The organism is Saccharothrix sp. BKS2, assembly GCF_047689505.1.
Taxonomy (GTDB): Bacteria; Actinomycetota; Actinomycetes; order Mycobacteriales; family Pseudonocardiaceae; genus Actinosynnema; species Actinosynnema lopnurensis.
In genome coordinates this window covers 59,023-75,017 of the sequence record NZ_JAUQOL010000015.1, presented here as the reverse complement: position 1 = coordinate 75,017, position 15,995 = coordinate 59,023, and the positions used below count along the sequence as shown (strand labels likewise).

Genomic DNA, 15,995 nt, shown 5'->3' with positions numbered 1-15,995 from the left:
GGTGGTCCTGGCCGCGGACGCGCGTGCCGGTTTGGAGGCTTGTTGACGTATTGCGGGTGCGCTTAGGTGGTTAATCACCGACAGTCCATCCGGAAGGAACGCCGTGAAGTCGACCAGGTCGATCACCACCGTGATCGCCGCCGTCCTGACCGCCCTGACCCTGTCCGGGGCGCCCGCCTCCGCCGACCCGGCCGCGGCCGCGCTCGACACGATCTCCATCGGCACCCACAACACCCTGCGCGGCGCGGCGAGCTTCGAGCGCTTCGCCGGCGTCATCGGGTGGCAGGAGGTCAACGAGCCGGAGGACCGCGCCAAGCTCGGCAACCGGCTGGGCGCCGAGTACGACACGTTCTTCCCCGCGGCCGAGCCGGCCAAGGCGGTACCCATCTCCTGGCGGGTGGAGCGGTTCCGCCTGGCGAACTCGGGCAGCATCCGCACCCACGAGGGGGAAGCGGGCGTCACCCCGGCGCGCTACGTCAACTGGGTCGTCCTGGAGCTGCGCGGCACGGACAAGCGCTTCATCGTGGTGAACACGCACTTCATCTCCGGCGCCTGGGGTCCGCACCCCGAGCGCCAGGCCCGGTGGAACCGGCACTACGAGGTCCTGCGCGACAAGGTGGCGGAGATGCGGCAGAACCACCCGGCGACGCCGATCTTCGTGGTCGGTGACTTCAACCGGCACCGGGCCGTCGACCTGCCGACGCCCATCCGGTACGTGCCGGTGAGTGGTGGCGGCGACGTGCCGCTCGACCACGTGTACGCACCGTCGAACATCGAGCACAGCCAGGCGCAGCGCCAGCCCACGTGGGGTTCGGACCACCACGCCTACCTGGTGTACGCGACCTTCTGACCCCGCCGGGCGCGGGGTCAGGAGGAGGAGATGACCGACCGCGCGGCGGTGCGGGCCCGGCCCACGGGATCCGAGGGGCTTCCCCGCAGCAGGCTGGCGAGCACCCCGTTGTAGAGCAGGAGCAGCACCGACGCCACGCCGTCCGGGTCGCCGCACCGGGCGTCCTCGGCCAGCCGGGCGAGTCGTTCGGTCACCAGTCGCGTGTCCTGCCGGATCAGGTCGAACACGGGGTCGTCCCGCCCGTCCGCCGGTGCCGAGCGCTCGGAGGCGGTGGCCAGGAAGCAGCACCACTGCGTCGGACCGGAGGCGGCGCGGAAGGTCTCGACGGCCTCGAACACCGCCAGCAGGCGGTCCTCCGGTGAGCCGGCCCGGTCGACGGCCGCGTCCCAGTGCCGGGTCCACGCCTCCAGCCTGCGCGCCAGCACCTCGCGCAGCAGGTTGTCCTTCGCGCCGAAGTGCTTGTAGAGGGTCACGATCGCCACGCCCGCCGAGGCGGCGACCTGGTCCACGCCGGTGACCGCGATGCCGTTGCGGAAGAAGAGCGCCTCGGCGGCGTCGAGGATGCGCTCCCTGGTGTGCGGGCGACCGGCCATGGTCCTACTATAACGCTCGTTACACTGAAACGATCGTTATACCGAACGGGGTGCCGGATGCCGACGACCACCGAGGAGCGCCGGGCCGGGTCCGGCCTGGGCACGGCGGTGGCGGGGATGGCCCTGATCGCCGCCACCTACGGGATGGCCAGGTTCGGGATCGGCCTCTTCGCGCCGCGGTTGGGTGCGCAGCGCCCGGACCTGACCGCCGTCCTCGGGTGGGCCGGGGCCGCGCAGTTCACCTCGTACGCCCTGGCCGCCGCGGTGGCCGCCCGGTTGGTCGACCGCCACCCCCGCGCCGGGGTGCTCCTCGCCGGCGCCACCGCGACCGCGGGCTGCCTCGGCGTGGCGGTGGCCACCGACCCGGTGGTGTTCGTGCTCGCGGTGTTCGTCGGGGGGATGGGGGGCGGGTTCGCCTCCCCCGCGCTGGTCCCGATCGTCGACGCGGTCGTCACCGGCCGCGCCGCCGCGACGGGGCAGTCCCTGGTCAACTCGGGCACGGCCGCGGGGGTGATCGGCGCGGGCGTGCTGGCCCCGCTCGCCCCCTCGGTCGGCTGGGCCTGGGTGCTCATGGCGCTGCTGTGCGCGGTGGCCGCGGCGGCGACCTGGGGTTCCGTGCGTTCGTGTCCGGACCTGACCGCCCCCCGACGCGCGGGGACGGCTCCGGCCGCGCGGCCGTGGAGGCTCCTGGTCGTGCCGGGCACGGCCGCGGTGATCGCCGGCGCGGGATCGGCCCTGATCTGGACGTTCGGCCCGCTGTCGATCACCGGGACCGGGGTCGTGGGCGCCGACCGGGTGGGTTGGCTGTGGATCGCCCTGGGGTCGGGAGGCGTGCTCGGGACGCTGACGGGCGTGGTGGTCGAGCGGTGGGGGAGGCGCGGGGGGTGGTGCCTCTGCTCCGGCGCGCTGGCGCTGTCCGGTGTCGCGCTGGCGTTGGCCGTGGGCACGCGCACCGCCTGGGTGGCGTACGCCTGCATGGCGGTCTTCGGCGCCGGCTACCTCGGGTTGTCCGGCGTGCTGGTCCTGTGGAGCAGGCAGGTCTGGCCCGACGCCGCCGGAGCGGGCACCTCGGTGCTGTTCATCGCCCTGGCCGTCGGGCAGTCGGTCGGTTCCGCCGGCTTCGGGGTCCTCAGGGGGTCGGCGGACCCCGTCGCCCTGGGCCTGTGCGCCGCGGGCCTCTCGGTCCTGGGCGGGCTCACCGCCCTGGTCCGGTCCCGCCCTGGTCCGGTCCCGTTGACGACGGGGCGGGCGCGAGGTGACGGCGGGTGAGGACCGGTTTCGGGGACCCGCAGGTCCGGTTGCTCCCCTGCGCTGACAGCGCTGGTCCGGGACGGTGAACCACGGGCGGCGCGGGTCCGCGCGGTGGCACCCTGGCCCACTGCGCGCACCACCGGACCCGCCCGTCGACGAAGGGCTCGTGACGTGAGAACCATTCGCCTGCTGCTCGCCGCCCTGGTGGTCACCACCGCGGTGACCTGGTCCGGCGCCGGGAGCGCCGGGGCCGTCTCGTGGACCCTGACCACCGCGCAACGGCAGGCGTACCTGAACCACTACGCGCCGCTGATCTTCAAGCGCGGCGACGAGAACAACGGCCAGGAGGGCACGGACTGGCTGTCCAACTACGACTTCGACCGCAACGGGCGGTTCTCCGACAACCGGGTGAACTGGCGCAACGCCAACCAGTACGCGCAGGGCGCGAACACCCACTGGCGCATCCGGCCGACGCTCTACAGCGCACTGCTGGAGTACGCCGAGAACGGCACGAAGAACCTCGTCCTGCTCTACCACGTCTACAACGCGGCGGACAAGGACTTCGGCCAGATCCACGACTGGGAGCGCGTCGAGATCGTGCTGCGCGGCGTCACCGGGAACCCCGGCACCGGTGAGGGCGTCGCCTACGCCACGGTGACCACCCACCACGAGCACATCATGCGCCGCTCCACCGACAGCGCGGTGCAGTTCATGACCACGTCCACCGGCAAGCACCTGATGCTGTGGCAGGCTGACGGCAGCGGGGCCCTGCCGACCACCACGCGCGGTCACGAGCTGCGGTTCGCCACCACGCCGTGGAGCACCGTCGCGGCGGGCCTGAACGGGACCGGCAAGGCCGAGGTCGACATCAACAACGACAGCGAGAAGAACGTCCACTACGTGTTCGTCCCGGAGGCGTCGTCCACCGCGGTCTCCACGTGGGGGGCGCGGGCCGTGACCTCCGCCTCCGCCCCGGCCCTGGCCAGCCGGCTCGACAACGGCGACTCCACGGCCTGGCGATCGGTCAAGCGCGTCACCTACGAGCTCCAGGACCTGGCCGACGTCCTGCCGACGCACTGGCGGGACTGGCAGCTCCACTGGCGGGACACCAAGACCAGCGACGTGCTGCTGGAGACCCCGGTGACCTCGGAGACGGGGCAGGCGGAGGTGGCCGCCGGTCTCCAGCGCTTCTACACCGCCTCGCTCGACCTCGGCGCGGGCGACCTCACCGACGGCCGCGAGGGCATCCCGTCCAAGAGCTGGCTGTACGGCGCGTACTCGGCCGAGGCGAACGCCGACGACAGCGCGGGCTCCGACGACTTCGGCGGGTACGAGGGGACCGGCCTGGACAGCTCCGGCCGCAGCAGGGGCGTGGTCAGCGGCGACCCCGCCTCGCACGGCGCGTACTGGCGGCAGCACGACTTCTTCGTCCACACCGGCGCCGTCGACACCGCGGACCACCGCGAGTCGGGCACCTGGCTGCCCGCCGGGTGGCACCTCGCGGCCAACGGCGGGTTCGACGGCCGCTGGGCCCAGCTGTTCGACGACCGCCCCTGAGCGGGGTCCTCAACGGGCTCGGGCCGCCCGCCGCCCTTCGGTTCGCGTGCTCCCGGCGCGGTGGCCTCGGTACGTGCGGGAAACGCCCGGGGGAGAGGTCCCGGTGACCGTGGCGAAGGTGAGCCGGCACGGGGGCTCCTGCTGACGGGCGAACCGGTCGCAGGTCCGAGCGCCGCAGGTCGAACGAGGTGTTCGAGGTCCGTCCGTGCCGACGGACCTCGAACACCCTCCACCCGGTGGGGCTCGTCGCCGTCAGTCGCCGCTGACCATGTGGGCGCCCTTCGCGGAGCCGTCGCTCGTCGTGAACAGACCTCGCGCCTGCGCGGACAACTCGTTCCAGTCGAGGCGGCCGTCGGCGTCGACGTCCATCGCCCGGAACGCCGCCTCGGCCACCCGCCGGTCCGGGATCCCGGCTCCCCGGTAGATGGCGGCGAAGGTGTCCAGGTCGAGGTAGCCGTCGCCGTCGCGGTCGGCCACCTCGAAGTTCCCCCGGGTCGCGGACACCCACTTCTCCACCAGCCCCTCGGTGGTCACCTGCCCGGACGTGTGGGCCTCCCGGAACTCCTCCGGGCCCACCGCGCCGTCCAGGTCGAGGTCCGCGCCGCGGAGTTGGTCCCAGATCTCCTCGTACTTCGCGATCAACCCCCGGGCCCGCGGTGAGTCGACGGCAAAACCGAATTCCCCCGCCACCCCGGCGCCCATGGAGGTGAAATCGTCCCTGCTGATCACCCCGTCGCCGTCCACGTCGAGAATCGAGAAAACCCGGTCGATGTTGTCGTGCAGAACCCGGTCCGACATGACGAATTCCTCTTCGGTTCGATGACGCGGGGGTGTTCGGGAACGGCAGCGTACTGGCGGGCTGCGGACATCCGGTATCAGGGAAAAGGGTTCGAACCTCACCCGATGGGGGTGGCTGCCGAACCTTGACAACGACCGAGGGTGGAGATCGCCGCACAACGCGTCCCACCCCGCGCCCGGCCGACGGCCCTGCGCCGAACAGGGCGCCCGCGACGGTCTGGGGCAGGTTCTGGCGCAGCAGGACCGGGGTCAGCAGCACCGAGCGGCGCAGATCCAGCGCGGGAGGCCGTCCGACCTGCGGTTTCGGGTGTGGCCGGAGTTGGTCGATGCGATGGACCAACTCCCGGATCTGGTGGTGGTCGAGTCCGGTCGCAGAGTGGTAGCGCAACAGCCCTGCCCTGTGGTGGTCGTTTCTGTGAGAGGAAACCGACCCTGCCCAGACCGAGGTGCATGGCGACCACCGGCTCGACGAAGTGGCAGCTCTTCAGCTCGCGCGAAGGATCTGCTCAGGCTTGAACCGCTCCACGCAGAGCCGTCCCAGAGCCTTCCGGTCGCCGGTCGAAGCCTTTTCATCGGCCAGTTCGTCCAGGCACTCCTCCGGCGACCAGTCCTCCTCCACCAGGTACGGCCGCATCCAAGGACCGTCGTTCTCCCCCGCGGCCCAGGACCACCGCCTGTGCGCTGTCCAACACCGAGAACCGCGCCCGCCGCAGGCTCGACGAGCTGCTGGCCGCGCGGGCACGGTCCTCGGAGCAGAAGCTGGACCTGCTGGAGGAGGTGCCGGCGGTGGCCACCGACCTCGGCGTCGCACCGACCGAGGTCGGGCCGCGGCTGCGGGAGGGGATCGGCATGGACCGGGTGCCGGCCGCCCGCCGCGTCCCGGAAGACCGGTTGCCGCGTGATCACGGGCACTTGGCGCAGTACGACACCCTGGCCTGGACCACCGAGTGGTACCTGCGCGAGGACAACCTGCGTGCCGCCAACGCCGCGATCGTCGACCACCACCGTCTGTCGCTAGCGTCGGTGTGGGGCGGTGGAACGGTGTCCTCGTCGGACGGGCAGCGGTTCCCGATGCGCGGCAAGAGCCTCCCCGTGTTCTCCCCGTTCAACCTGACCGGCGTGTTCCCCAACGCCGGGAAGCTGTTGCGCGGCACTGTGGACACCGCGCTGATCCGGTCGCGATGGGACGAGATACCGCGCCTGGCCGCGTCGCTGAAGTACGGCCACGCCGCCGCCTCCCTGGTCGTGGGCAAGCTGCACGCCGCGTTCCGGCGCTCCGCGCTCGCGCAGGCGCTGGGCGAGTTCGGTGGGTTGCAGCGCACCCTCTACGCGCTGCGCTACCTCGCGACGAGACCTACCGGCGCCGCATCACCCGCCAGCTCAACAATGGCTGGACCCTGCACTCCCTGCGCCGCGACCTGTTCTTCGCCCACGGGGTCACGGTGCGGCGCCGCCACCACGACCAGCAGACCGAACAGGCCCTGCGCCTGTCCCTGGCGGTGAACGCGGTGGTCACCCGGGACACCGCCTACCTCGAACTTGCCCTCGACCGGCTCCCGCAGCGGCGCGGCCGGATCGACCACGACCTGCTCGCGCACATCTCCCCGGCGCTTCGGCGACCGCGGCCAGGACGGACAGGACCAGGGAACGCGCCAGGGTTATGACCGCGACGACAGCCCGATCGATTCCGGCCCGGCCCTGGAGGTGTCGCCGCAGGTCCCACCGCCGGAGGTCGAGCAGCCGCACGCCCCGCCCGTGCCACCGGTCGTGTCGGCGGCGTACCCGGTGCCGGCGCGGCGTCGGCGGACCAGTCACCACGCCAGGGCCGCCGCGCCGACCAGCAGGGCAGAGGCGGCGATCAGGACCTGTTCGAGCGCGGCGGCGGCGGTGCCGCCGAGCAGCCCAGCCGCGATCAGGGCGGTCGGGGCGACGCGGCAGTCGGCGCACGCGCCGACCCCGAGCCAGGTCAGGAGGGTGGCCCGACGGCGGGAACGCTGGTCAGGGGGCAGCACGGGGCATCGGCGGGCCTTTCCCCGGCGAGGTCGGAGAACGGGATGGGGCAGGACGGGGTGCCGGAGCACTCGACCAGGTCCGCGTAGCCGGCGGCGAGCGCGGTGCGCAGGGTGTCGCGGATGACCCCGAGGTCGGTGATGCGGGCCTCGACGTCGGCCAACTTCGCCGTGACACGCTCGGTCAACCCCGCCGGTGCGCGGGTGCCGTACCGGTGCCGGCCGGTCTCCAGCAGATCGGCCACCTCGCCCAGGGTGAACCCGAGCCGCTGCGCGGCCTTGACCACCTGCAGCACCGTGACCGCCTCCGGCGGATACAGCCGTTGCCCGCCCAGGGTCTGTTCCGGCTCGGCGAGCAGGCCGATGCGCTCGTAGTAGCGCAGCGTCTGGGGGTTCACCCCCGCCGCGTCGGCCAACCGCCCGCGGCGCAGGCGGCTCACGCCGCCGGTCCGCCCGCCGCGGACACCCGGACGGCCAACGCGTCCAGCACGTCGACGTGGGCCGGCGGCACCGCGGCGGTCAACTCCGGACCACCGCTGGCGGCCGTGAGGGTGAAGGCGAAGAACGAGCAGCACCCGTTCTCCCGGACCACCAGCTCCGCCGCCCGCGCGGCCGTCTCCGCAGTGCGCTCCAGCTCCAACAGCAGCGTGGTGCGGTCCCGCCGCTCCACCCTGGTCACCGCCGTGGCGAACAGCCGTCGAACTCCATCTCGGTACCGGTGCTCATACCGATGACGGCAAGCCTGTACCCCGGTACAGGATGCGACCCCGACCCGTCCACACGGCGTGCGACCAAGCACAGCTTCGTTTCCGGTGGGCCGCGCTCAGGATTCCAGGCGTTCCGCGGTGTCGGTGAGCAGGGCGAGGAGCCAGCGCCAGGTGTCCGGGTCGGTGGTGGAGAGCGGCTTGGGGGAGAAGAAGTACAGGCGGTTCTCGACGATTTCGATGTGGACCGGGTGTTCGGTGTACCGGGCCAGGAGGTCGGGGGAGAAGAGGGTGCGGTCGAGCAGGGACTGGATCTCCCCGGCCCTGCCGAACGGCCCGAAGACCTTGAAAGCTTCGGTGCCGGGGCCGCGCAGGTCGGGGTTCCCGAGGGAGGCTCCTCCGGACACGTGCGGAACGCCCGTGCCTTTCGCCCGCGGGATCAGCAGCAGGTGGGGGAGGTGGGCGTCGAGAGGGGTGGTTGCGTAGCCCAACTGGTACGTTTCCCCGCCGAGGTAGCCGGCCATGTAGTGGTACTGGCCGACCTCCACCGGACGTGGCCCTTCGATGCTGACGACGTCGACGGCGCAGCGGTTGCCGCCGATGTCGAAGACCCCGGCGGGCTGCTCCGGGTCTTTCACCTTCATCCGGTAGCCCATGCCGTTGCGGGCGGCGAACTGCATGATGCGGTAGTGGTCGATCCACACCCGCCCGCCACCTCTGCGGTCCTGGACGATGACCAGGACGATCAGCCCGAGACCGATCACCAGCGGCAGCAGCCCGAGGAGCCGGATGCCCACGCCGCCGTCCGGATAGGCGCCGGTGAGGTACATGTTGAGCAGAATGCTCAGGAGACCGAAGACGGCGGCAACGATCACGGCGAACACGAGTGCGCAGCACGCCGTGTCGCGGCCCGGGTGGTCGCCGTTCGCTTTCGCGTGCGCCAATGCCGCGGCCGGGTCGACCGGGGCGGCGAGCGGGGAGTAGTCCAGGTCGTCGGGCACGGTTCACGCTACCCCGTCGAGCCGGCGGAACGTTCCCGGTTGGGTGGTTTCGGGTGTGACCGAGGCGCCGGTCCGGCTGCCGGGTCCGGGGTGCCTGGTGATCCCCGTACTCCGGTGACCGCGGCAACCTCCGGGCCCGCTGGCGTGCTCGACCGCGTCGCCGCGCTGGTCGATCCGGACTGGCCGCCGGCCGACCTGGCCGACGACGAGATCGGCGACGCGCCGGGCGAGTCGTGGGGCGGGAGGGCGCCGTCGACATGGAACCGCGACCGGGCCGCCGTCCGGTCGCGGCTGACCTGGTGCAACTGCACCAGCTGCGCCACAGCTCGGCCATGCACCCGGGCGAGGCCAACGTCTCCGCCAACGTCATCATGGCCAAGACCGGCCACAAGTCCCCGCGCAGCGTGCAGCGCTACGTCAAACCCGGACTCGCCGCCGTCCACCAAGCCACCGAGACGCTGTCCGGTTTCCGCCGCCGCGGCTGACCAACTCCACTCTGGGCACCGCGCGCACACCGAGGACCAGCACCAACCCCGTTGGACGTTGTTTCTGCACGCCTGCTACCGGAAGGCCAGAACAGATTGCCCGGTCGTGCCCAGCGATGCTCGGGAACCGCCCCGCAGGCGACCACCGGCGCCACGCCCAGTTGAAGTTCAGCTCGTACTTTCGGGACATGTTCCGACCAATTCCCGAAACAGTTTCGCCAACGCTTGTGACGCGCTGTCCGCCCCCGCTAGAACTGATCGGAAGTCGGTCGATTCAGGGGGATCGCACATGCGTTGGACGACTCTTCTGCTGCCCGCCGTGGTGGTGGCGGCTCTCACCACACCGGTCACGGCGACGGCCCAACCCCGACCGGCGCCGGACCCGTCGCCGCAGGGGTGGACGATCACCGACACCCGGCTGACGTGGACGGCGCCCGCCCCGATCCCGCCGGGCGGCGCCGCGATCGAGTTCTGGGACGGCGACCGGCTGCTGGGGGTGCCGCGCCCATCCACCGACCTGCGCACCTACACCCTGGACGCGGCCGGGGTGGTCGACGACGACGAGCTCCAGGTGCGGGCGTCGGACCGGCGGCTGGACGTCGAGGAGCCCCCGCCCCCGCCGACCGCGGCGACCGCGACGCCACCCGCGCCGCTGCCCGCCGGGGACACCGATCCCGGCAGGCCGGGTCGGTTCGCCACGCGCACCGGGGAGTACGAGGTCGACCCGATCACCGTGCCCGGCTACCCGGTGCCGCTGGAGATGAGGGCCGTGGTCGTCGCGCCGACCGACGCGCCCGGCAGGCGCCCGCTGGCGCTGTTCCTGCACGGCAGGCACATCACCTGCTACAACGGGGTCGAGATGCTGCTGGAGTGGCCCTGCCCGGCGCCCGCCAAGCCGGTGCCGAGCCACCGCGGCTACCTCCAGGCGCAGCGGCTGCTCGCCTCGCAGGGCTACGTGACCGTGTCCGTGTCGGCCAACGCGGTCAACGCCCACGACACGCTGGACGTCGAGGCGGGCGCGGGCGCGCGGTCGGCGCTGGTCCGCGCCCACCTGGCGAGGTGGGCGGACTGGGCGGGCGCCGGTCGGGGCGCCGCGCCCGAGGTCGTCCGCGCCGCGCCGGTCGCCGACCTGGGCGAGGTGCTCCTGGTCGGGCACTCCCGCGGTGGCGAGGGCGTCAACCGGGCCGCGGTCGACAGCCTCTCCCCGGCCCCGGGCGACGGCCCGGTGCGCTGGGGCATCCGGGGCATCCTGCTCATCGGCCCGACGATCTTCGGGCACAACCCCGCGCCGGACGTGCCGTCGGTGACGATCCTGCCCGGCTGCGACGGCGACGTGTCCGACCTCCAGGGCCAGCTGTTCGTGGACGCGACCCGCGGCGTGAGCCGGGGGACCGCGCTGCACAGCGCGCTGTACTTCGTCGGCGCCAACCACAACTACTTCAACACCGAGTGGACGCCCGGCCAGGCCGAGGCCCCGGCCTCCGACGACTTCCGCACCCCGCCCGCCGACGCGGTGTGCTCGCCGGGCACCGCCACCCGGCTCACGGCCGAGCAGCAGCAGACCGCGGGCGCGACCTACATCGCCGCAGCGGCACGGCTGTTCGTCGCGGGCGACCGGCGGGTGCTGCCGCTGCTCGACGGGTCGGGCGTCCGCGCGCCCTCGGCCGACCCGGCGCGCTTGCTCGCCCACGCCGTGGGCGGCGCGCGCTCCCCGTTCGTCGTGCCCGACGAGGCGACCGCCGCGGGCGGGTCCGCGCGGGTGTGCGCCCAGGTCTCGACCGATCCGGCCGCGGCGTGCGTCGACCCGGCCGCCACCCGCCCGTCACCGCACTTCACCCGGTTCAACCGCGTGGTGCCCGAACCCGGCCGGTTCGCCGTGGCGCTGGGGTGGACCGCCGACGGGCAGGCCGCGACCGTGCGGCCCGGCGCGCCGGTGTCCCTGGCGGGGTCGCGGCACCTGGCGCTGAGGCTGGCCGTGCCGCCGAACACCGCCGGCAACCGCTTCGACGTGGCCGTCACCGACAGCGCTGGCCGCCGCGCGCGGTTGGGCTCGGTGACGCTGGACGGGCTGCCCGCCACCGAGCGGCTGTCCGCCCGCTGGGCGCAGGAGGTCCGCGTGCCGCTGCCGGCGCGCGGGGTCGACCTGCGCCGCGTCGCCGAGCTGGAACTCGTCCCGCACGGCGGCGCCGGGCAGGCGTGGCTCATCGACGCCCACGGCTGGGCCCCCGGCCTGCCGGACCCGCGCCCGGTGGCGCTGCCGCGCGTCGACGTGGGGTCGCTGACCGTCGAGGAGGGCGACGCCGGCACGCGAACCGTCGGGTTCCCGGTCTCGGTCACCGGCGGCGGCGCGGGCTCCGTGCGGGTGTTCGTCCAGGACCAGGGCGCCACCACCTACACCGAGCGGCTGGTCGCGATCGAGCCGGGGCAGCACCGGGTCGAGGTCCCCGTGCAGGTCACCGGCAACACCCGCTGGAGCTTCGACACGAGGCGCACGGTGCTGGTCAAGACCGTGCGGGGCGCGGTCGTCGGCCACTACACGGACAGGCTGACCACGCCCAACGACGACCCGCCGCCGACCCTCACCGCCACCCCGGTCACCGACGAGGTCCCCGAGGGCGGCACCCTGCTCTGGCGGTTGACGATCTCCTCCCCGGCCGACTCGAACGTCACGGTCCGGGGCCTGCCGGTCGCCCCCGACGGGACCGAGCTGTCCACCACCGACGTCGACGAGACGTGGTTCCGCCAGCGCGTCTCCCGGGAGGACCCGCTGCCCTCGCGCCCGTTGTCGACCACCGGGTTGCAGCTGGTCACCATCTTCCTGCCCGGCGAGGTGAACAAGGAGCAGTTCGTGCGGACGGTGGTCGACGCGGAAGCCGAGCCGGTCGAGCGGGTCCGCTTCGACCTGGCGAACCCCGCGCCGGGCGCCCCCGGCGTCCCGCTCGTCGGCGCGGTCGTCGACGGCCCGCCGGACGGGCGGTGATCGGCGGGGGCGCGGACCCGCCCGTCCGCACCCCCGTCCGTTCGCGCGCTCAGGCGAAGACGTAGGTGCCGAGGCCGGAGGCCGAGGTGAGGCCGGGTTCCGCGAGGCAGGCCAACAGGTTGAGGTTGAGCAGCTCGACGACGTGGGTGACGGAGTCGCCGGCGAACCGGCCCGCCGTCACCGTCCCGCTCTCCACGATGACCAGCGTGCCCAGGACGTAGTTGGCGGAGCGGGTGTAGCCGATCGTGCTGGTGTCACCGGTGTTCCAGGTGATGGTGTACGAGCCGCTGCCCGACGCCAGGAGGTCCGTGCACGAGCGGTCGAGGCCGCGGATGGTCGCGCGCACGTGCCCGCCCGTCACGGCGGGGTTGGTGAGGGAGGTGCACGAGAGGGTGTTGTGCACGCTGACGTCCACCGGCCGGCGGGTGGTCAGCAGGCCGGGGGAGTAGGACACCGACTCGCTCTCCGCGCAGGTGAGGTCGCCCGGCGCCGCGTGCGCGGGGAACTGCGGCAACAGCAGGGACGACGTGGCCAGCGCGACCACGACCAGCAGACCTCGAACGCTCCGCACCGCTAGCACCTCCGCAGGACGGCCACCCCCGCCCGCTCGACGTGAGGTGGCGGACGGGTGCCGAAAGTAGCGCACCACCGGCCGCCGGTGAAGGAGCGCGCGGAGACGATCCGCTCGGGTTCCCAAACCGCAACCACCGCAGGTCTGGCTGCCGGCGCGACGTGCCTGCGGCGTACCGCAGTGCCCGGGTGGACAGGTCAACCGCGGCGCAGCAGGGTGGGGCAGCACCTCGAACACCCGCAGTGCGAGATCGCGCTGAACCTGACCCGAAACGGGGAACCACGTGCGTACCCTCCTGCGCGGCGCGGCATCGGCCGCCCTCGCCTCGGCCCTCGTCCTGTCGGTGGCGAGCGGCGCGGAAGCCGCCAGCCCGAACCAGCTGTGCCGCACCAACAGCTCCGCCATCCTCTACACGAGCCCGAGCTCGGGGATCTGGGTGCCCCAGAACTCGCTGGTCCGCATCCTCGACTACCGGGGGCCGCTGCACTACCTCGCCCGCTACGACGGGACGGTGGGCCAGCTCGAACGCAGCAGGGTCATCCAGGAGAGCTGCTACCACCAGTGACCCGGCGCGCCCCGTTCCGCCGCTGACCTGCTTCGCGACCACCGGCACGGGATCGGGGCGACCACCCCGGTCCCGTGCCGGTGGACGTGTCAGGACCCGGCGTCGCGGGTCAGCCGCCAGACCACGTCGACACCGCTGTCCGACGGTGCCCCGGGCGGGATCGCGCGCTCGCGCCCGACCTCGGTGAACCCCAGCCGCCGCGGCACGGCGCCGCTGGCGGTGTTCGCCAGGTCGTGCACGATCTCCAGGTACTCCACCCCGGGCAGGGTGAACGCCTCGGCCGCCATCGCCTCCGCGGCCCGGGTCGCGAGGCCGCGACCGGTGGCTGCGGGGTGCAGCCAGTACCCCATGAACATGCCCCGGGTATCGCCGCCCGACCGGTACATCGAGCAACTGCCGACCAGCTCGCCGTCGGCGACGATCGCGTAGTTGTACGCCTCACCGGCGCGCCACTTGGGGTCGCAGCCGGCGAGGAACGCCCTGGTGGTGGCCGCGCTGTGGTGGGCGACCCACGGCAGCCACGGCCGGAGGTGGTCGAGCGATTCCCCGATCACCCGCGACAGCGGCTCGAAGTCGCGGTCCGCCCGCCACCGCCGCAGGGTGAGGTCTCCGCGGTCGATGATCTCCCGGGGCCTCTGCACAGAGGTCATGATCGTCCGGCGGGGTGGGGCGCCGCAATAGGGTGTGCCGGACCCGCGCCGCTCCCCGGTCACCACGGCCGCGGCCACCGGCGGCGAGAACCCGGCCGGCGCCGCGCCGATCTCGCGGGAGGCGGCGAGGTGAAGCGGGTCACACGGTCTGGTTCGGTGTCAGTCGGCGCCCAGCGCCCGGGACACCTCACCGGCCGCGTCCACCACCAGGGCGGGCAGGTCGCGGGGCGCCTCGGCGAAGTCCACCAGCGAGGCCGCCGACACCGCGCCGACCACCTCGCCGGTGTGGTTGAACACGGCCGCGCCGATCGCCCGCACCCCGTCCTCGTTCTCCTCGTGGTCCTCGGCGTAACCGCGCTCCCGCACCGCCGCGAGCTCGGTCAGCAGGGCGTCCTCGTCGGTGATGGTGCGCCCGGTGCGGGCGGGCAGCCCCGTGCGGCGGACCAGCGCCCGCACCTCGTGGTCGGGCAGCGCGGCCAGCACCGCCTTGCCGATGGACGTGCAGTGCAGCCGCAGGCTCATGCCGACGCGGGAGGCCAGGTGGTAGGGCCGCGCCCCCTCCAACTTGGCCACGTAGACGGCTTCGTCGCCGGACAGCAGCGCGAAGTGGACCGTCCACCCGGTGCGCTCGTGGAGGTCGCGCAGCGTCGGGCGGACGTGCTCGGCGACGTCCAGGCGCTGGAGGAAGCGGCCGGCGAGGCTGAGGATCCGCGGGCCGCCCACGTAGCCGCCGCGGCCGTCGGCGCGCGCGAAACCGCGTTGGACCAGGGTTTGCAGGATGCGGTGCACGGTCGGCTTCGGCAGTCCGGACGCGTCGGCGATGTCGGCGATGCGCGAGTGCTCGGCGAGCGCTTCCAGGACGCTCAGCGTCTTCTCGGCCGCGGAAAGCGAGGCGTCGCCACTCATGAACTCAATCTATGCCAGGTTCGATCACCACGACCGGTGAGCGGAGCAGCCGGGCGCGGGGGCCCGCCGACGTGGTCCGGGGTGGTGTGCTCCCGCCGCGCCGCGACACGTCCGCGTGGGGTTCGGATCGGTGCCCCGGGTGCGGACACCGAGGTCAGGAGGGGTTTGGAGCCGCATTGGTGCGGATTGCATTAGCCCGTGCGGGTGCACGTGCAGATGCACGGTGAGCAAGGGCCCGAGCGGGTCTCTAAGCTGGTCCCCGTGAGCCTCCACCAGCAGTCCGTTCCCGTCCCGGAACAGACGCGCGCCGGATCCGCCACGGTCTCCCGCCGGCACCCGGAGCGGGACCCGCTGCCCGTGCTGACCGCGGCCGTGGAGGCCGCGATCGCCGCGCTGCCCCCGACCGCGCGGGCCGACGCCCTGGAGCTGATGCTCACCGACTTCACCCTCGCCGTCGCCCCGGTGCAGGGCGACCTGGCGGGCGTGGCCGCGCGCGACCGCCGCGGCGCGCTCAAGATCGCCCAGGGCTACCTGGGCAACGCCTTCACCCACGCGGTGACGGGCGACGTGGACGCCACCAGGGCTGCCCTCATCGCCGCCCGCGCCACCCTGTTCCACCTCGGTGGTGGCGAGGAGATCGCGAGCGGCGCGGACTGGCGGCTCTGAGCGCCGGCACCGCTCTGACCACCGGCACCGCCTTCACCGCCGGTACCGCTCGCACTGCCTTCCCCGCTCGCACTGCCCTTACCGCCGGCACCGCTCCCACCGCGTAGCCGCCCCACCGCACAACCGCGCCCAGCGGCCGCCGGTCCGAGCCGTTCGGCGTGCCGAGTCCGGTCGCGTGTCGGGCCCGCCTGCGTGCCACCCACGCCTGCCACCTGCCTGCGTGCCATCCGCCCGCGTGCCGCCTGGTTCGTCCAACCCCGCCCGGAATTCGGCCCATCGCGCCGTGCGCTCCGCCCTCGTCCTCGGGCGCGCCCGAGCCTCCCGGCACGCACCGCCGTCATAACCCTCCGCGAGGGGCAACGGGTCAATTCACCGGCCGAGTGATCCTCGCGTTCACGGCCGGGTCACA

At 73.2% G+C, this 15,995-nt stretch carries 17 protein-coding genes and 1 pseudogene; 8 read left to right on the top strand and 10 right to left on the bottom strand.

Annotated elements, in window-relative coordinates; genetic code table 11:
* The first annotated feature begins 103 nt into the window (after positions 1-103).
* The gene (locus Q5530_RS29365) at positions 104-850 is read left to right on the top strand and encodes an endonuclease/exonuclease/phosphatase family protein (protein ID WP_415366054.1); all 747 of its coding nucleotides are present in this window, start codon (positions 104-106) and stop codon (positions 848-850) included.
* 17 nt (positions 851-867) lie between these two features.
* Here the strand turns inward: Q5530_RS29365 and Q5530_RS29360 are convergent, their stop codons facing one another.
* Complete coding sequence (locus Q5530_RS29360; protein WP_415366053.1) at positions 868-1,443, bottom strand: TetR/AcrR family transcriptional regulator; 576 nt, start codon at positions 1,441-1,443, stop codon at positions 868-870.
* A 57-nt stretch (positions 1,444-1,500) separates the two neighbouring features.
* Here Q5530_RS29360 and Q5530_RS29355 point away from each other — a divergent pair, with 57 nt between their 5' ends.
* Entirely contained in the window at positions 1,501-2,712 is a 1,212-nt protein-coding gene (locus Q5530_RS29355; RefSeq protein WP_415366052.1) for an MFS transporter, read from the top strand.
* 153 nt (positions 2,713-2,865) lie between these two features.
* Positions 2,866-4,251, top strand: coding sequence for a hypothetical protein (locus tag Q5530_RS29350; RefSeq protein ID WP_415366051.1), 1,386 nt, complete (start codon positions 2,866-2,868; stop codon positions 4,249-4,251).
* 252 nt (positions 4,252-4,503) lie between these two features.
* Here Q5530_RS29350 and Q5530_RS29345 read toward each other — a convergent pair whose 3' ends face one another.
* Both Q5530_RS29345 and Q5530_RS29340 read right to left on the bottom strand, forming a co-directional pair.
* Positions 4,504-5,049: an EF-hand domain-containing protein gene (locus Q5530_RS29345; protein WP_415366050.1), complete on the bottom strand. Its 546-nt coding sequence runs from the start codon at positions 5,047-5,049 to the stop codon at positions 4,504-4,506.
* A gap of 484 nt (positions 5,050-5,533) precedes the next feature.
* On the bottom strand, positions 5,534-5,683 hold the full coding sequence (locus Q5530_RS29340) for a hypothetical protein (protein WP_415366049.1): 150 nt from the start codon (positions 5,681-5,683) through the stop codon (positions 5,534-5,536).
* Between the two features lie 215 nt (positions 5,684-5,898).
* On the opposite strand from Q5530_RS29340, the pseudogene Q5530_RS29335 reads away from it, so the two are divergent.
* Positions 5,899-6,713 (top strand): annotated as a pseudogene (locus tag Q5530_RS29335) (Tn3 family transposase).
* Positions 6,714-6,860: 147 nt separating this feature from the next.
* On the opposite strand, the gene Q5530_RS29330 reads toward Q5530_RS29335, so the two are convergent.
* From Q5530_RS29330 to Q5530_RS29315, 4 genes are all read right to left on the bottom strand, one after another.
* Entirely contained in the window at positions 6,861-7,061 is a 201-nt protein-coding gene (locus tag Q5530_RS29330) for a hypothetical protein (RefSeq protein WP_415366048.1), read from the bottom strand.
* The gene (locus Q5530_RS29325; RefSeq protein ID WP_415366047.1) at positions 7,016-7,498 is read right to left on the bottom strand and encodes a MerR family transcriptional regulator; all 483 of its coding nucleotides are present in this window, start codon (positions 7,496-7,498) and stop codon (positions 7,016-7,018) included. The genes Q5530_RS29330 and Q5530_RS29325 overlap by 46 nt, the downstream gene beginning before the upstream one ends.
* Entirely contained in the window at positions 7,495-7,737 is a 243-nt protein-coding gene (locus tag Q5530_RS29320) for a hypothetical protein (RefSeq protein WP_415366045.1), read from the bottom strand. Before Q5530_RS29320 ends, Q5530_RS29325 begins: the two co-directional genes overlap by 4 nt.
* A 144-nt stretch (positions 7,738-7,881) precedes the next feature.
* Positions 7,882-8,763 carry a hypothetical protein gene (locus Q5530_RS29315; protein ID WP_415366044.1) on the bottom strand — a complete coding sequence of 294 codons (882 nt, stop codon included), beginning with the start codon at positions 8,761-8,763 and terminating at the stop codon, positions 7,882-7,884.
* Positions 8,764-9,062: 299 nt separating this feature from the next.
* On the opposite strand from Q5530_RS29315, the gene Q5530_RS29310 reads away from it, so the two are divergent.
* Together Q5530_RS29310 and Q5530_RS29305 are read left to right on the top strand one after the other, a co-directional pair.
* Positions 9,063-9,248: a hypothetical protein gene (locus Q5530_RS29310; RefSeq protein WP_415366043.1), complete on the top strand. Its 186-nt coding sequence runs from the start codon at positions 9,063-9,065 to the stop codon at positions 9,246-9,248.
* 289 nt (positions 9,249-9,537) lie between these two features.
* Positions 9,538-12,228 carry a hypothetical protein gene (locus tag Q5530_RS29305; RefSeq protein WP_415366042.1) on the top strand — a complete coding sequence of 897 codons (2,691 nt, stop codon included), beginning with the start codon at positions 9,538-9,540 and terminating at the stop codon, positions 12,226-12,228.
* Between the two features lie 49 nt (positions 12,229-12,277).
* On the opposite strand, the gene Q5530_RS29300 is transcribed toward Q5530_RS29305, so the two are convergent.
* On the bottom strand, positions 12,278-12,799 hold the full coding sequence (locus tag Q5530_RS29300) for a hypothetical protein (RefSeq protein ID WP_415366041.1): 522 nt from the start codon (positions 12,797-12,799) through the stop codon (positions 12,278-12,280).
* Positions 12,800-13,082: 283 nt separating this feature from the next.
* Between Q5530_RS29300 and Q5530_RS29295 the strand changes: the two genes are divergently transcribed.
* Positions 13,083-13,364, top strand: coding sequence for a hypothetical protein (locus tag Q5530_RS29295; protein ID WP_415366040.1), 282 nt, complete (start codon positions 13,083-13,085; stop codon positions 13,362-13,364).
* Positions 13,365-13,453: 89 nt separating this feature from the next.
* Here Q5530_RS29295 and Q5530_RS29290 read toward each other — a convergent pair whose 3' ends face one another.
* Together Q5530_RS29290 and Q5530_RS29285 are read right to left on the bottom strand one after the other, a co-directional pair.
* Positions 13,454-14,014: a GNAT family N-acetyltransferase gene (locus tag Q5530_RS29290; RefSeq protein WP_415366039.1), complete on the bottom strand. Its 561-nt coding sequence runs from the start codon at positions 14,012-14,014 to the stop codon at positions 13,454-13,456.
* 159 nt (positions 14,015-14,173) lie between these two features.
* Entirely contained in the window at positions 14,174-14,920 is a 747-nt protein-coding gene (locus Q5530_RS29285; protein ID WP_415366038.1) for an IclR family transcriptional regulator, read from the bottom strand.
* Between the two features lie 261 nt (positions 14,921-15,181).
* Here Q5530_RS29285 and Q5530_RS29280 point away from each other — a divergent pair, with 261 nt between their 5' ends.
* Positions 15,182-15,586 (top strand): hypothetical protein, encoded by a 405-nt coding sequence (locus tag Q5530_RS29280; protein WP_415366037.1) that lies wholly within the window; start codon positions 15,182-15,184, stop codon positions 15,584-15,586.
* Positions 15,587-15,995: the final 409 nt, after the last annotated feature.

Bases quoted from the DNA above. Each gene is read 5' to 3' on its own strand.
- Q5530_RS29360 (WP_415366053.1), bottom strand. From the start codon at position 1,443: ATGGCCGGTCGCCCGCACACCAGGGAGCGCATCCTCGACGCCGCCGAG.
- Q5530_RS29355 (WP_415366052.1), top strand. From the start codon at position 1,501: ATGCCGACGACCACCGAGGAGCGCCGGGCCGGGTCCGGCCTGGGCACG.
- Q5530_RS29345 (WP_415366050.1), bottom strand. From the start codon at position 5,049: ATGTCGGACCGGGTTCTGCACGACAACATCGACCGGGTTTTCTCGATT.
- Q5530_RS29340 (WP_415366049.1), bottom strand. From the start codon at position 5,683: ATGCGGCCGTACCTGGTGGAGGAGGACTGGTCGCCGGAGGAGTGCCTG.
- Q5530_RS29305 (WP_415366042.1), top strand. From the start codon at position 9,538: ATGCGTTGGACGACTCTTCTGCTGCCCGCCGTGGTGGTGGCGGCTCTC.
- Q5530_RS29290 (WP_415366039.1), bottom strand. From the start codon at position 14,014: ATGACCTCTGTGCAGAGGCCCCGGGAGATCATCGACCGCGGAGACCTC.
- Q5530_RS29285 (WP_415366038.1), bottom strand. From the start codon at position 14,920: ATGAGTGGCGACGCCTCGCTTTCCGCGGCCGAGAAGACGCTGAGCGTC.